This window comes from Promicromonospora sp. NPDC060271 (genome assembly GCF_042726755.1).
Classification (GTDB): domain Bacteria; phylum Actinomycetota; class Actinomycetes; order Actinomycetales; family Cellulomonadaceae; genus Promicromonospora.
The window spans coordinates 1-13,475 of record NZ_JBHXBG010000147.1 but is presented as its reverse complement, the minus strand read 5'-3'; the positions used below and the strand labels follow the sequence as shown (position 1 = coordinate 13,475).

Below are 13,475 nucleotides of genomic sequence, written 5' to 3'. Positions count from 1 at the left end.
GTACTGCATGGCGACGGTGATCTCGCCGTACTGGCCACCGAGCACCTCCTGCAGCTTGCGGGCGTAGACGGCGTCGGGCTTGTCTGGTTTGACGGTGTGCTGCAGCTCCTGGCGGTGGAAGAACATGGCGGTACTCCCTCAAGGCGGTCCATCAGGTGGAGCCGCCCGCGGTAGCGAGCGGCAGATCCACTGTCTGTGTGCGGTTCGACCACTCGCACACGGGGCCGGCGCACGGTGCCGCGGACCCCCGGGGATTTTTCAGATGCCGGAATCCGTGCCCGAACGGTTCCTCGTGCGAGCCGATTCACCTCGGCCTAACGTGAACGATACGCAGGCCTATAGAGGGGGTTGGTTGTCATGACTGATAGCTCTACCGACGAAGCGAAGTCCCGCCCGAGGTTCCACCGTGCCTATTCGTTCGGCATCGTGACGGGCATCTTCTTCATCGTGTCGTGGGTCGGCCAGTTCGTCTTCCAGGCCATCGCGGTGCGGAACGACGCCGCTGAGCACGGCTCGGAGTTCACGTGGTCCGACTTCTTCCCGCAGTTCCTCTCGTCCACGTTCGAGAACTGGCAGTCGGAGTTCCTCCAGCTCGTGTGGCAGGCGGCCGGCCTGATGCTCTTCTACTTCTGGGGCTCCTCGCAGTCCCGGGAGGGCGAGGAGCGCGTCGAGTCCAAGATCGACGCGCTCCTGGAGGACCGCGGCATCGACCCGGAGAGCCTGGACCGCGTGGTGAAGGACCGCGCGGAGGGCAAGCGCTCCTGAGGCGGCGCTCCTGACGCCGGGCCGATGAGGCTATGAGGCGCTGCGCAGGCCCCGGAGGGTGAACTCGGAGCGCCGGCTGTAGCCCTCGCGTGGCTGCTCGGCGCAGGCCCGGGCGATGATGCCGCGTTCCCAGACGAGGAGCCAGACGTCCTCTGCGGTGAGGTCCGCCCGGACCTTGCCGGTGGCCTGCGCGTCGGCGAGGAGCCGTGCGGCGTTCTCGTTGGCGCGCTCGCACAGGGCGTTCACCGCCCCGGAGGCGGGCATGGACCGCAGCAGGACGTCGTTCGCGGCGGGTTCGTCGTACTGGAGCAGCCAGATCTGCCGTAGGTAGCTCTCGAACCGTTCGACCGGGTCGTCGATCGCACGTACCGCTGTGATGATGCCCGTGATGCGCTCGGCGACGAGCTCGTCGACCACCGCGTCGATCAGGCCCTGCCTACCACCGAAGCGGTGGTAGATGGTGCCCTTGCTGACGCCCGCCGCGCGCGCCACGGCGTCGAGCGGGGTGTTCAGCCCGTTGGCGCGGAACACGTCGAGGGCAGCCAGGCGGATGCCCTCGACGTTGCGCTGCGCGTCGGCGCGCAGACGCGGGGTCTCCGACGTCACCGACCGGCCCCGGCCGGGGCGGCGTCGGCGGGCGCGCCGACCGTCTCCGCCCAGCTCGTGTCCAGAGCGCGCAGGAACGCGTCGACCGGCTGTGCGCCCGAGACGGCGTACTTGCCGCCGAACACGAAGAACGGCACACCCTGGATGCCGTACCGGTGGGCCTGCTGGATGTCGGCCTCGACGGCGTCCGCGAACTCCCCGCTCTCCAGCGCGGCCAGCGCGGCGTCACGGTCCAGGCCGACCTCGGCGGCCAGGTCCGCCAGGACCTGGTGGTCGGCGACGTTGAGCCCGTCGGTGAAGTACGCCTTGAAGAGCTGCTGGACCAGCTCGTGCTGCTTGCCGTGCGCTGCGGCGAAGTGGCTGAGCTGGTGCGCGGTGCGAGTGGCCACCGCCTGGGCCTGGTCCAGGTGGTAGTCGAGCCCGATCTGGCGGGCGCGCTCGGTGACCTGGTCGTTCATCGCCTGCGCCTGCTCGCGAGGGAGGCCGTGCTTGGCCGACAGCAGCTCGGTCGGGCTGACCGGGGCGTCGTCGTCGGTCAGGTGGGGCATCAGGAGGAAGCTGTGGTAGCGGACGTCGACGCCCGAGGCGTGCGGGAATCTCTCCAGGGCCTGCGCGAGGAGCGTGTCGCCCATGTAGCAGAACGGGCACATCACGTCGCTCCACACGTCGACCACCAGGCGGTCCGTGGCCTGGCCGAAGGCCTCGCCGGCCATCAGGAGCACACCCCGTCCAGGTCGCAGACGCCGAACGCCTCGCCAGTGGGCAGGAGCTCGAACGGCGACGCCGGCATGGGCGAGGCGGCGGTGTCGACGGCCTCGGTGGGCGGCTCCGCGGGGGAGCCGACCACAGGGGCAGGGTCGGCGATCACATTACTTGACGTCATGGTCAAGAACCTTAGGTGGAACTTGAACCATGCGTCAAGATCGCCGTCCGCGGCTCAGTCGAGGACCGCGTACGCCTCCACCTCGACGAGCACATCGGGCTCGAACAGGTAGTCGACGCCGATGAGCGAGACGGGCGGCAGCGGACGCGGGATGCCGAGCTCGTCGGACACGCTCTCGAGGCCCGCCATGAAGTCGTCCATCTTCTCGGGGCTCCAGTGCGTGACGAAGAACCGGAGGCGCACGACGTCGGCGAAGGTCGCGCCGGCACCGGCGAGACCGCGGGCCGTGTTGCGGAGCGCCTGTGCCACCTGGTCGGTCAGGTCGTCGGGCGCTACGTGGTTCGCCTCGGCGTCGCGCGCGATCTGGCCGGCCACGTGCACCTGGCGGCTGCCCGTGCCGACCGAGACGTGGTGATAGGGGACTGGCTGGAACATGCCCTCGGGGGTGAGGAGCTGCACGGCGGTCATGGAAGGTCCCTTCGTTGTAGGTCTGCCTGGTATCTCGTGTCTACCTGGTGTCGATGAGGAACTTCAACGAGACTAGGTTTCATGCCGGATACCACCGAACCCGCCGAGCGCATCCTGATCTCCGCGCATCACCGTGAGCTGCTCGACCAGGTGCTCGACAAGTGGTCGCTGCAGGTGCTGGACGAGCTGTGCGAGCAGCCGCTGCGGTTCAACGAGCTGCGCCGGGCCATCCCGGTCGTCACCCAGAAGTCGCTGACGGCGACGCTGCGACGCCTCGAGCGCAACGGGATGGTCGACCGGGTCGTCGTGAGCTCGCGCCCGATAGCCGTCGAGTACCGCATCTCGGCACTCGGGCGGTCCATCCAGGACCTCATCGACGCGCTCTTCCACTGGAGCGCCGAGAACATGCCAGACGTCGAGCGGGCGCGGGCACGGTTCGACGCCGAGGACTGACGCGGGAGCGAGACGCGACCGGCGCGGGCGCCGTTGGCTCAGCCGTTCCGTGCCGCGACGGTCAGCAGCTTCTCCAGCAGCGGGAGCTGCGACGGGCCGGGGGACCGGATGGCGCGCAGCTCGCGGACGAAGCGCAGGCCCTTGACCGGGACGCGGACCAGCCGGCCGGCGGTGAGGTCGTCCCGGACGGCCAGGATGCTGAGCACCGCAGGCGCCGCACCCGATGCGACAGCCGTTCGCACCGCCGCGGTGGTGGGAAGCTCGGCCAGCGGGGTGGCGATCTCGTGCCCGGCGTCGGTCAGGAGCTGCTCGGCGCTGAGCCGAGTGCCTGAGCCCTTCTCGCGGGTCACGAGCGGGGTGCGGGCGAGCTCGGCGGCGGTCACGCCCCGACGCCGGGCCCAGGGATGCTGCGGTGCGACGACGCAGACGAGCTCGTCCTTCGCGACGGTCGCGGCGACCAGGCCGGGGATCTCCGTCGGCGTCTCCACGAACCCGAGCTGATGGCTGCGATCGGTGACCAGCTCGATGGCATGCGCGCTGTTCGTCGCGGTCACCGAGACGGCGTGCTCGGTGGCGTCCTGGCCCCGGAGCGTCATGAGCCAGCGGGGGAGCAGATACTCAGCGATCGTGAGGCTCGCGGCGATCGCCAGGGGTCGTGCCTGACCGGCGGTGCGCAGCGCGGCGACACCGGCGTCGAACCGGTCGGCCGCCTCGACCGTCTCGGCGGCCCACTGCGCCGCCATCGTGCCGTCGAGCGTGAGCGTGCTGCCGCGCGGCCCGCGGACCAGGAGCGTCACCCCGAGCATGCGTTCCAGCCGGCGCATCCGGGTCGACGCCGCCTGCTGGGTGATGCCCAGCGTCCTGCTCGCGGCGGTGATCGAGCCGACCTCCGCGATCGCCGAGAGGAGCCGGAGCGACGGCAGGTCCACACCGCTCCCAGCTACAACGTGAGGTTGTGGTTCCACAATGAGATCGAGGATACCGGCCGGGTCCGCCGGTAGGGAGACTGAGGCGTATGGCCCGCTTCAGCATCGCGAACGTGACACCGAACTGGTTCGCCTCGGTGATGGGCACCGGGATGGTCGCCAACGCAGCGGTGACGCTGCCCGTGCAGATCCCGGGCCTGCGCCAGGCCGCGGTCGGCGTCTGGCTGCTCGCCTCCGCGATGCTCGTCTTCTTCCTGACCGCCACGGTGCTGCACTGGCTACGGCACCCCGCGGCCGCGCGTGCGCACCACGCGGACCCGGTGATGGCGCACTTCTACGGCGCCCCGCCGATGGCGCTGCTCACCGTGGGCGCCGGGACGCTCCTGATCGGCCGGGACGTGGTCGGCCTGGGGGCCGCTGTCGCCATCGACGCGGTGCTGTGGACGGTAGGGACCGCCGCAGGCCTGGTCAGCGCCGTGGCCGTGCCGTACCTCGCCTTCACCCGGCACCGGAACGCACCCGACGCGGCCTTCGCCGGATGGCTCATGCCGGTGGTCCCGCCCATGGTCTCGGCCGCGACCGGTGCCCTCCTGCTGCCGCACGTCCCGCAGGGGGAGGCCCGCGAGACGATGCTCCTGGCCTGCTACGCGATGTTCGGGCTGAGCCTCGTCGCGTCGCTGGTGATCCTGCCCCAGCTCTGGAGCCGGCTGATGCACCACCAGGTGGGCGCCGCCAGGACGGTCCCCACCCTGTGGATAGCGCTCGGCCCGCTCGGCCAGTCGGTCACCGCGGCCGGCCTGCTCGCGGCCAACGCCGGCGGCACGTTCGGGGCCGCCTTCGAGCGCGGGCTCGGGTACCTCGCCGTCGTCTTCGGGGTCTCGGTGCTGGGCTTCGCGGGGATGTGGGCGGCGATCGCCGCCGCCGTCACGGTGCGCGCAGCGGTCGACGGTCTGCCGTTCTCCCTGACCTGGTGGTCGTTCACGTTCCCGGTCGGCACCTGTGTGACGGCGACCTCAGGGCTTGCCACGCACACCGGGCTGACGGCGCTCGCGGTGCTCTCCGTGCTGCTCTTCGCCGGGCTGGTGGTGGCGTGGACGGTCGTGGCGGTCCGGACCGCATGGGACGGCCTCGGCTGGCGGCTGGTGCCGGTGCCTACACAGGCGTCCGCCGAGGTGCTCGGCGAGCGCCGTGCGCTGACCACCGTGGGCTGAGCACCGTGGGCTGAGCGCCGTGCGCTGAGCACCGTGGGCTGAGCACCGTGGGCCGAGCGGCCGGTGCGGTCAGCGGACCGCCGTCACCACCCCGGCCGCGGCCGCCCAGGACAGGGCGCGCAGGCCTCCGGACCGGATGTCGTCGAGGTGCGCGGCGAGCTTCGCCGGGGCATCGTGCTGGAATCCCTGGCGTACCAGCGTCAGGCCGGGGCCGAGGCGGAGGTGCAGCCCCCAGGTCAGGTGCGCGATCGCGAAGCCGAGGGCCGCGGCATGGCGCAGGTCGGTTCCGGCGAGATCGCTGAGGGCTCGGCCGTAGGTCTCGAGGATCGCCGGCTCGTCCAGCTCGCCGGAACCACCGAACGCGCGGTAGAGCGAGACGAAGGTGCCGAGGTCGAACCCCACGGGCCCGACCCCTACGTGCTCCCAGTCGATGAGGGCGAGGGTGCCGCGCGGGTCCAGGCCGGCGTTGCGGGGTGTGAGGTCGCCGTGGACCAGGGTCTTCGGCAGCTCGGCGGCACGTGCGCAGAGCCCTTCTGCCGCGTCCAGGCAGGTGTGCAGGTCGCGGACCTGATCGGGGGTGAACAGCGCCCGGAGCAGCGGGTCGCCGGCCAGTGCCTCGAGGTTCTCGTGGCCCGCCTGGATGTGATGGGTGTATGCGGCATAACCCTCCAGCTCCAGCCAGGGGGCGTCCAGCAGGCCGGGGCGCAGCACCCCCGGGATGTACAGGAGTGCGGCACGCCTGGCGGCGATCGTCGCGGTCTCGGGGGTCCAGCTCTGCTGCAGGACGGCGCCGATGTCGCGCATCACCACCCAGGTGAAGCCGTGGTGGCTGAACACTGTCGCGGCCGGTGGCGTCGTCAGCCCGCCCGGCAGCAGGTCGGAGATGCCGCTGCCGTAGAAGTGCGCCTCGCGGCGGTCCAGCAGGCTGTCGCGCGAGTCGAGGAGGGTGTGGCGGCCCCAGCCCAGGATCTTGACCGCCCACAGGGACGGGCAGGTGTTCGGGGCCGCGATGCTCGCCCGCAGGACCGCAGCCTGACCAAGACCGGTCGACTGGTCGACCACCGAGAGAACTCGCGCGCCCGCGCCCCAGGGACCGTCATGGGAGGCCAGGGCGGCCTCGATCGTGTCGGCGTCGGGCAGGACACGCTCGGTCATCGGTTTCCTCACGGCAACGGTGCTGTGGAGTCTCGGACGAACCACATCCGACCACGGCCGCGTGAAAAATGTGCATTTCATTCTTGATGTGCTGGCGGGGTCCGGTGGCGGGATCTCGTGAGCCATGTCGAGAATCCGGCGGCGGCTCCGTCCCAGGGTCAGGAGCGGCCGCACGGGCCGCACGACCCGAGGAGCGATACCGATGCAGCAGGACGAGATCACCGAGATCCTGAACCGGCCCTACAGCCAGGAGCTCCTGGCCCGCGACATCGCCCGCCTGGCCTACGTCGCCAAGGACGGCACACCCCGCACCGTGCCGATCGCGTTCGTCTGGAACGGCCGGGCGATCGTCATGTGCACCACGAGGAACGCCCCGAAGCTGGCGAGCCTGCGCGCCAACCCGATGGTCGCCCTGACCATCGACACCGAGGTGCACCCGCCCAAGATCCTGCTGATCCGCGGGCGGGTGGAGCTCGACGACGTGGACGGCATCCCGGACGAGTACCTGACGATGAACACGAGCTACGAGATGACGGCGGAGCAGCGGGTCGAGTGGGAGAAGGAGGTCCGTTCGCTCTACGACGGGATGGTCCGGGTGGTCGTCACCCCGACGTGGGCGAAGCTGATCGACTTCGAGACGACCCTGCCGAGCGCGGTCGAGGAGCTGGTCCGGGAGCGTGCGGAGCGGCAGCGGGCGTGATGCCCGCGCCGGCCTTGCTCCCCAAGGCTCCTGGGTGCTGTAACCCTCGGGGTTATGGTCGTCCTGAGCCTTGTGAAGTGGGTCGGTCCTTGTTGGGGTTGCCTCAGGCCGTGCGCCACCAGCCATCGGTCCAGTCGTTCGGGCCGATCCGGTAGGCGAGGATGCGCTCGTCGAGGCCTCGGACGAACCGCCGGAGTTCCCGCGCAGATCTCGGCGGCAGCGCGCGGATGGTTCGTTCGAGACTTTCCCGTTCGAGGGCCGAGGCACCGCAGCACTCCGGGACGCAGCCCTCGCCGGGGAAGGAGGACCAGAACTGTCGCTGTGCGGCGAACCTCTCCCAGTACCTGAGCGTTTCGTAGAACTGGCCCGGCCAGTGCTCGGAGCGGCGGATCGCCGCCTGTACGGAACCGGACAGCTGAGGGTGCTTCCTGTGCCGTGGCGTCGGCGGGTAGCCGTGCGCCTCCAGGGGAGAGCGCAGCTCGTGTGGGCGCCTACGCGGCATGTCCCTTCGTGGTGTTCACGGGCGGCATCGTTGCACACGAGCGTCCGGCAGTCGCGTAAAAGGTATCGGCGGCGGCTTCCGGCATAGCCTGGATCCGAACTCGACGGAAGGAAGCACCATGTCCCGCGTTCTGATCATCGGTGGCCACGGCAAGGTCGCGCTTCGCCTCGCACCTCTCCTCGTGGAGCGAGGCGACGTCGTCACGAGCGTGATCCGCAATCCCGACCACCAGGACGAGGTGGCGGCCACCGGAGCGATCCCGCTGATCGCCGACGTCGAGCATCTCGACACCGATGGCCTGACCGCACTGCTGGACGGGCAGGACGCAGTGGTCTGGTCAGCCGGCGCGGGCGGCGGGAACCCGGAGCGCACGTACGCCGTCGACCGCGATGCCGCCGTCCGCTCGATGGACGCCGCGCAGGCGGCAGGTGTATCGCGCTACGTGATGGTGTCGTACCTCGGCGCCGGGCCTGGTCACGGGGTGCCGGAGGACAGCTCGTTCTTCGCCTACGCCGAGGCGAAGACGGCGGCCGACGAGCACCTGCGCGCCTCGGACCTCGACTACACGATCCTCCAGCCCGGCCCGCTCACGCTGGACGAGCCCACTGGACTCGTCGAGGTGGCCGACCCGGGCGACGGCCGGGTCACCCGTGCCGATGTCGCGGCGGTCGTCGCGGCGGTCCTCGTGGACAGCACCACCGTGGGGCGCACGATCGCGTTCGGCAACGGCGGTACGCCGATCGCCGAGGCGGTCAGCGCCTCGTCGTAGGTCGTCGGCGGCTGCGCCTACGATCTGCAGATGCCTCAGCTGATCGTCGTAGCGCTGGTCGTCCTCGTGCTCGCGGGCTGCCAGGGCGGTGCCGGCGCAGGCGTGGATCGAGGTGACGGGCAGGACGCCGCGTCCACGAACGCCGCCGACGTGACGCTCCCGCCGACGAGCGGACGGTTCGACTATCAGCTCGGCGCCGCCTACGAGCTCGACGGCGGGTTCGACGTCGTGGTGCGCGACGCGACGGCCGAACCCGCCGCCGGCGCCTACAACGTCTGCTACGTCAACGGGTTCCAGACCCAGCCCGGCGAGGCCGATCGCTGGCTCGACGGCAACGAGGACCTGCTGCTGCACGACGCGGCGGGGGAGCTCGTCGTCGACCCGGACTGGCCGGACGAATTCATCCTGGACCCGTCGACCGAGGCCAAGCGCGACCGCATCGCCGACATCCTCGGCCAGGTGATCACGGGGTGCGCCGACGCGGGCTTCGACGCGGTGGAGATCGACAACCTCGACACCTGGACGCGGTTCACGGACCCGGCTACCGGCCTGATCGAGCAGGATGCCGCCCTCGCGCTCGCGGGTGCCTACATCGACCTCGCGCACCGGTCGGGCCTCGCCATCGGGCAGAAGAACGCCGCCGAGGCGGCGACGGCAGGGCGCGAGCTCGGGTTCGACTTCGCGGTCACCGAGGAGTGCGCGGCCTACGCGGAGTGCGGCTCATACACCGGCGTCTACGGGGAGCACGTGCTCCAGATCGAGTACACCGACAACCTTCCCGCCGGGTTCGACGCCGTCTGCGCCGACCCGGACCGCGCCCCGCTGACGATCCTGCGCGACCGGGACCTGGTGGGTCCCGACGACGCCGCCTACGCCTACCAGCAGTGCGAAGGTTGATTCAAAATGAATCACGGCGTAGTCTCGCGGCAGGAGGTCACCATGTCGAACAACATTGCCCGTGTCGATGAGTCGGACCTGAAGATGGCTTATGTCCGTGCTCGCCTGGCTGAGATCGAGCGGACCCGGCGTGTGTACCTCGCGTCCCAAGGTGGAATGCCACAGCGCGACATCGCGCGTGCCGTGCACATGTCTCAGTCTGCCGTGCATCGGCTGATCGCCAGGGCCAAGGTGCTGGGCGTTGGTGAGTCGGTCGAAGAGATCGTCCTCGAGAGGCACGTGGGCAAGTGCTCGACAGACGAGATGCTTCGACGTCTGCGGGAGATGAAGGCCTGGCTGCCTCGCGTCGTTGACCCTGTCGATGGTGTTCTACCCGGTTCGTCAGAGGAAGACGTCGAGGTGCTGCTCGAAGGTGGATTTCTCACCGAGGCTGAGGTTGACCTGATCCTTGATGCGCATGAGTGAGCTGCGCGACGAGGTCCACGCTGCTGCGTTGACCGCGATCTCTGACGAGCGCCCGCTGGACGTGATTCTTACGCGCGCCGAGCAGCGCCGACTCGTGCGGTTCGCTCGTGACTGGTACCTGAGGACGCGCGCAGAAAGCGTGACACGGGGCGGGACGTGCGTGGTGGTCACCGCGGGACCGCCTGGCGCAGGCAAGAGCTCGACCTTGTCGACAGCCGTGGAGGACGTCCGTTCACGACTCGTGATCGATGCCGACGTCGCCAAGGAATTTCTTGCGCGCTGGTGTGTGGATGCCGGGACCTACAGCGGCGTCCTCTCCCAAGCCCTGCCCGATGGGCGGAATGTCATGCCCTTGGACCTGTCCCCGTTGCTGCAGACGGTGTCGACCGAGGTGTGCAACGCGGTGCGACGTTCCGCACTCGAGAGCGGGCTCGACATCGTGGTCGAGAGCACCATGTCCACACCTGCCTTCGGAGAGCGGCTGCTTCTGTCGCTTGCGAAGGCCGCTTGTCGGCAGCTGACCATCGTGTCGGTCGAGACGGACAGGGCGACTGCACACGAACGCGCTCGTGCGCGGTGGTGGGCAGGGCGTCTCGATGACCACGAGCTCGGTGGACGTCTGGTGTCTCCGGAGGCAATCGATGCTGGCTTCGGTAGTGGCGATGCGGTCAGTTCGTCTCGCAGCTGTGCCCGCGACCTGGTGCGCATCATCCGAAGCGGTGGCAGCACGCTAGATACGGTCACGTTGATGGAGTACGACGACGGTGCGCTGATCGCGGTCGACGCGGATCCGCCCACCTCCGTCGACAGGGCTGCCTCGATCATCTGAGTCAAGGGCCCATGGTTCGGACCGCCAGTCCCGAATCCTCAACCACCAACAGAAAGCCGCCGCATGAAGATCGTCGACGCCAAGGTCGTCGTCACCTCGCCCGGCCGGAACTTCGTCACGCTCCGGATCACCACGGACGACGGGGTGACCGGGCTGGGTGACGCCACCCTGAACGGCCGCGAGCTCGCCGTGGTCAGCTATCTGCGCGACCACGTCGCGCCGCTGCTGATCGGCCGGGACCCGCACCGGATCGAGGACGCCTGGCAGTACCTCTACCGCGGCGCGTACTGGCGCCGGGGTCCCGTCACGATGGCGGCCATCGCCGCCGTCGACGTCGCGCTGTGGGACATCAAGGCGAAGGTCGCCGGCCTGCCGCTGTACCAGCTCCTCGGCGGCGCCAGCCGGGACCGGATCATGGCCTACGGGCACGCGAGCGGCGCGAGCCTGCCCGAGATCTTCGACTCCGTGGCCGCGGTGCGGGAGCGCGGCTACCGCAGCATCCGCGTGCAGAGCGGGGTGCCGGGTCTGACCTCGGTCTACGGGGTCCACGCGACGACGTCGGCCGACGGGTCGGCACCGGACGTGCTCGCCCGGCCCGTGGTCGAGGACTGGGACACCGCCGCGTACCTGCGGTACATCCCGCGCGTGTTCGAGGCGGTTCGCAACGAGTTCGGCCCGGACCTGCCGCTGCTGCACGATGCGCACCACCGGCTGTCCCCGATCGAGGCCGCCCGGCTCGGCAAGGACCTGGAGCCGTACGACCTGTTCTGGCTGGAGGACTGCACCCCCGCCGAGGACCAGGAGGCGCTGCGCCTGGTGCGTCAGCACACGACGACGCCGCTGGCCATCGGCGAGGTTTTCAACACCGTGTTCGACTACCAGACGCTCGTCGACGACCGGCTGATCGACTACGTGCGCTCCGCCGTGACGCACTTCGGCGGCGTGACCCCCATGAAGAAGCTGTTCGACTACGCCGGCCAGCGCGGGATCAAGAGCGCGATCCACGGGCCGGAGGACATCTCGCCGGTGGGCATGGCCGCGGCGCTCCACCTGGATCTCGCGATCCACAACTTCGGCATCCAGGAGTACTCGGGGCACACGGACCTCACCAACGAGGTCTTCCGCCACGCGTACACGTTCGACGACGGCTACCTCCACCCGGGCGAGGCCCCGGGCATCGGCGTCGAGCTGGACGAGGAGCTGGCCGCTGCCCACCCGTACGAGCCGGGCTACCTCCCGGTCAACCGCCTCCAGGACGGTTCCGTCCACGACTGGTGACCGGGATCACCCCGTCCGAAGGGCCGTCGGTGACGAACCATGGGTACGGACGCGATCGGGGGTGGGTGTGGGGCAGACTGTGGTGGTGGCCTCACCACCAGTCCGGACCTCGTCGCGCGACGCCGTCGACGCGCTCCTCACGGCGTGCGCCGGGGGAGATCCCGCGTCGTTCACGCCCGTGTACGACGCGCTCGGGCCGGTAGCCTACGGCGCGTCGCTCGGCGTCCTGCGCGACCCCGACCACGCGGCAGAAGTGACCCAGGAGGTGATGGTGGAGGTGTGGCAGACGGCAGCACGTTTCGACGCGACCCGCGGCTCCGCCCGCACCTGGGTCGCGACGCTCGCGCGCCGTCGGGCCGTGGACCGCGTGCGGTCGGAGCAGGCGCGCCGGGAACGCGACCAGCGGGACACGGACCTGAGCACCGGCCAGGCAGCGCGGGACGTCGTGGTCGAGGACGTCGAACGGAACCTCGAGGGCTCCGCCGTCCGCCGCTGCATCGAGGGCCTGACCCCTACCCAGCGCGAGGCGGTGGTCGTCGCGTACTACGGCGGCCTGACCTACCGCGAGGTGGCCGAGCAGCTCGACGCCGCGCTGCCCACCGTCAAGAGCCGGATCCGCGACGGGCTGAGCAGGCTCCGCGACTGCCTGGGGGTGCGACATGGCTGACGAGACCAGCGCCGGCGCGCGGAGCGCCCGCTCCGAGGCCTGGGACCTGCTGCCCGGCTATGCCCTGGACGCCCTCGACGACTCGGACCGCCGCGCCGTCGAACGCCTGCTGGAGTCGGACGCCGACGCGCGCCGCTCCCTGGACGAGTACCGCGACGTCGTCGCGGCCTTCGCCGTCGAGGCCGAGCCCCCGGCCGCCCTGCGCGCGAGCGTGCTCGAGCTCGTGCAGCGCACGCCGCAGCTTCCGGCCTCTACCGCCTCGGCGGTCCCCGACGCGGGCGACGAGACCGGCGCCGTGCCTCTGGGTGCTTCGCCCTCGGGCGCCGCGGCCCCGGAGGCAGGGGACGGCGTCGTCGTCGACCTCGCGTCCCGCCGTCGACGGCGCTGGGGCGTCGCGGTGGCCGCCGTCGCCGCGGCTGCTGCGATCGCCGTCCCGACGACGATCGCCGTCCAGGTGACCGCCGAGCGGGACCGGCTGCGCGAGCAGTCCCAGGTGGTCGCCGAGATGCTCGCCGACCCCGACGCCGCGATCCTGCGCGGCGCCGTCGAGGGTGGTGGCCGGGCATCGGTCCTGGTGGCGGACGACGACATGTTCTTCCGTGCCGAGGACCTGCCCGACCTCGCCGCCGACCGGGCGTACCAGCTCTGGGTCGTCGCACAGGACGGCAGCGTCTCGTCCGCGGGCGTGCTGTCCGTGCGGGACGGCGAGTCGACGTCGCTCGTGCAGGGTTCCGAGGGCGTCGGCATGGCCGTGACGGTCGAACCCGAGTCCGGCTCCGAGCAGCCGACGTCCGACCCGGTAGTGGTCCTGGGCGCCTGACCGCCGCCCGCCCACGAACTGCCGAAGTAGAACCCTGGCGAGATAGAACTGCAGCGAGGTGGAACCCGGCTCGGGTTCTAC

Annotated in this window: 19 protein-coding genes; 11 read left to right on the top strand and 8 right to left on the bottom strand. The window is 70.4% G+C overall.

Features of this window, described 5'->3' with window-relative positions:
• On the bottom strand, window positions 1–126 hold a 126-nt coding region (locus tag ACFWE2_RS19705), incomplete at its 3' end, for a manganese catalase family protein (RefSeq protein ID WP_377225906.1).
• A gap of 231 nt (window positions 127–357) precedes the next feature.
• Between ACFWE2_RS19705 and ACFWE2_RS19700 the strand changes: the two genes are divergently transcribed.
• Window positions 358–765 carry a DUF6766 family protein gene (locus ACFWE2_RS19700; protein WP_116676908.1) on the top strand — a complete coding sequence of 136 codons (408 nt, stop codon included), beginning with the start codon at window positions 358–360 and terminating at the stop codon, window positions 763–765.
• A 30-nt stretch (window positions 766–795) separates the two neighbouring features.
• Here ACFWE2_RS19700 and ACFWE2_RS19695 read toward each other — a convergent pair whose 3' ends face one another.
• Genes ACFWE2_RS19695 through ACFWE2_RS19680 form a run of 4 tightly spaced genes read right to left on the bottom strand, consistent with a single transcriptional unit; the run spans window position 796 to window position 2,722 of the window.
• A complete protein-coding gene (locus ACFWE2_RS19695; protein WP_377225905.1) occupies window positions 796–1,371 on the bottom strand; it encodes a TetR/AcrR family transcriptional regulator in 576 nt (191 codons plus the stop codon).
• Complete coding sequence (locus tag ACFWE2_RS19690) at window positions 1,368–2,084, bottom strand: DsbA family oxidoreductase (protein WP_377225904.1); 717 nt, start codon at window positions 2,082–2,084, stop codon at window positions 1,368–1,370. Before ACFWE2_RS19690 ends, ACFWE2_RS19695 begins: the two co-directional genes overlap by 4 nt.
• Window positions 2,084–2,254 carry a hypothetical protein gene (locus ACFWE2_RS19685; RefSeq protein ID WP_377225903.1) on the bottom strand — a complete coding sequence of 57 codons (171 nt, stop codon included), beginning with the start codon at window positions 2,252–2,254 and terminating at the stop codon, window positions 2,084–2,086. The genes ACFWE2_RS19690 and ACFWE2_RS19685 overlap by 1 nt, the downstream gene beginning before the upstream one ends.
• Window positions 2,255–2,308: 54 nt before the next feature.
• Complete coding sequence (locus ACFWE2_RS19680; RefSeq protein ID WP_377225902.1) at window positions 2,309–2,722, bottom strand: RidA family protein; 414 nt, start codon at window positions 2,720–2,722, stop codon at window positions 2,309–2,311.
• A gap of 81 nt (window positions 2,723–2,803) precedes the next feature.
• Between ACFWE2_RS19680 and ACFWE2_RS19675 the strand changes: the two genes are divergently transcribed.
• On the top strand, window positions 2,804–3,175 hold the full coding sequence (locus tag ACFWE2_RS19675; protein ID WP_377225901.1) for a winged helix-turn-helix transcriptional regulator: 372 nt from the start codon (window positions 2,804–2,806) through the stop codon (window positions 3,173–3,175).
• A gap of 38 nt (window positions 3,176–3,213) precedes the next feature.
• Here the strand turns inward: ACFWE2_RS19675 and ACFWE2_RS19670 are convergent, their stop codons facing one another.
• The gene (locus tag ACFWE2_RS19670; protein ID WP_377225900.1) at window positions 3,214–4,104 is read right to left on the bottom strand and encodes a LysR family transcriptional regulator; all 891 of its coding nucleotides are present in this window, start codon (window positions 4,102–4,104) and stop codon (window positions 3,214–3,216) included.
• A gap of 86 nt (window positions 4,105–4,190) precedes the next feature.
• Between ACFWE2_RS19670 and ACFWE2_RS19665 the strand changes: the two genes are divergently transcribed.
• A complete protein-coding gene (locus tag ACFWE2_RS19665; protein WP_377225899.1) occupies window positions 4,191–5,312 on the top strand; it encodes a TDT family transporter in 1,122 nt (373 codons plus the stop codon).
• A gap of 69 nt (window positions 5,313–5,381) precedes the next feature.
• Here the strand turns inward: ACFWE2_RS19665 and ACFWE2_RS19660 are convergent, their stop codons facing one another.
• The gene (locus tag ACFWE2_RS19660; RefSeq protein ID WP_377225898.1) at window positions 5,382–6,467 is read right to left on the bottom strand and encodes a phosphotransferase family protein; all 1,086 of its coding nucleotides are present in this window, start codon (window positions 6,465–6,467) and stop codon (window positions 5,382–5,384) included.
• 202 nt (window positions 6,468–6,669) lie between these two features.
• On the opposite strand from ACFWE2_RS19660, the gene ACFWE2_RS19655 reads away from it, so the two are divergent.
• On the top strand, window positions 6,670–7,167 hold the full coding sequence (locus ACFWE2_RS19655; RefSeq protein ID WP_377225897.1) for a pyridoxamine 5'-phosphate oxidase family protein: 498 nt from the start codon (window positions 6,670–6,672) through the stop codon (window positions 7,165–7,167).
• A gap of 103 nt (window positions 7,168–7,270) precedes the next feature.
• Here ACFWE2_RS19655 and ACFWE2_RS19650 read toward each other — a convergent pair whose 3' ends face one another.
• Entirely contained in the window at window positions 7,271–7,669 is a 399-nt protein-coding gene (locus tag ACFWE2_RS19650; protein WP_377225896.1) for a hypothetical protein, read from the bottom strand.
• Between the two features lie 118 nt (window positions 7,670–7,787).
• On the opposite strand from ACFWE2_RS19650, the gene ACFWE2_RS19645 reads away from it, so the two are divergent.
• The 7 genes from ACFWE2_RS19645 (at window position 7,788) to ACFWE2_RS19615 (ending at window position 13,394) form a co-directional block, all read left to right on the top strand.
• Window positions 7,788–8,438: an SDR family oxidoreductase gene (locus ACFWE2_RS19645; protein ID WP_377225895.1), complete on the top strand. Its 651-nt coding sequence runs from the start codon at window positions 7,788–7,790 to the stop codon at window positions 8,436–8,438.
• A 30-nt stretch (window positions 8,439–8,468) separates the two neighbouring features.
• Entirely contained in the window at window positions 8,469–9,335 is an 867-nt protein-coding gene (locus ACFWE2_RS19640; protein WP_377225894.1) for an endo alpha-1,4 polygalactosaminidase, read from the top strand.
• A gap of 42 nt (window positions 9,336–9,377) precedes the next feature.
• The gene (locus ACFWE2_RS19635; protein WP_377225893.1) at window positions 9,378–9,800 is read left to right on the top strand and encodes a sigma factor-like helix-turn-helix DNA-binding protein; all 423 of its coding nucleotides are present in this window, start codon (window positions 9,378–9,380) and stop codon (window positions 9,798–9,800) included.
• Window positions 9,793–10,629, top strand: coding sequence for a zeta toxin family protein (locus tag ACFWE2_RS19630; RefSeq protein WP_377225892.1), 837 nt, complete (start codon window positions 9,793–9,795; stop codon window positions 10,627–10,629). Before ACFWE2_RS19635 ends, ACFWE2_RS19630 begins: the two co-directional genes overlap by 8 nt.
• A 63-nt stretch (window positions 10,630–10,692) precedes the next feature.
• Window positions 10,693–11,907: a D-mannonate dehydratase ManD gene (manD, locus tag ACFWE2_RS19625; protein WP_377225891.1), complete on the top strand. Its 1,215-nt coding sequence runs from the start codon at window positions 10,693–10,695 to the stop codon at window positions 11,905–11,907.
• 85 nt (window positions 11,908–11,992) lie between these two features.
• Window positions 11,993–12,574: an ECF RNA polymerase sigma factor SigK gene (sigK, locus tag ACFWE2_RS19620; protein ID WP_377225890.1), complete on the top strand. Its 582-nt coding sequence runs from the start codon at window positions 11,993–11,995 to the stop codon at window positions 12,572–12,574.
• A complete protein-coding gene (locus ACFWE2_RS19615; RefSeq protein WP_377225889.1) occupies window positions 12,567–13,394 on the top strand; it encodes an anti-sigma factor domain-containing protein in 828 nt (275 codons plus the stop codon). The genes sigK and ACFWE2_RS19615 overlap by 8 nt, the downstream gene beginning before the upstream one ends.
• Window positions 13,395–13,475: the final 81 nt, after the last annotated feature.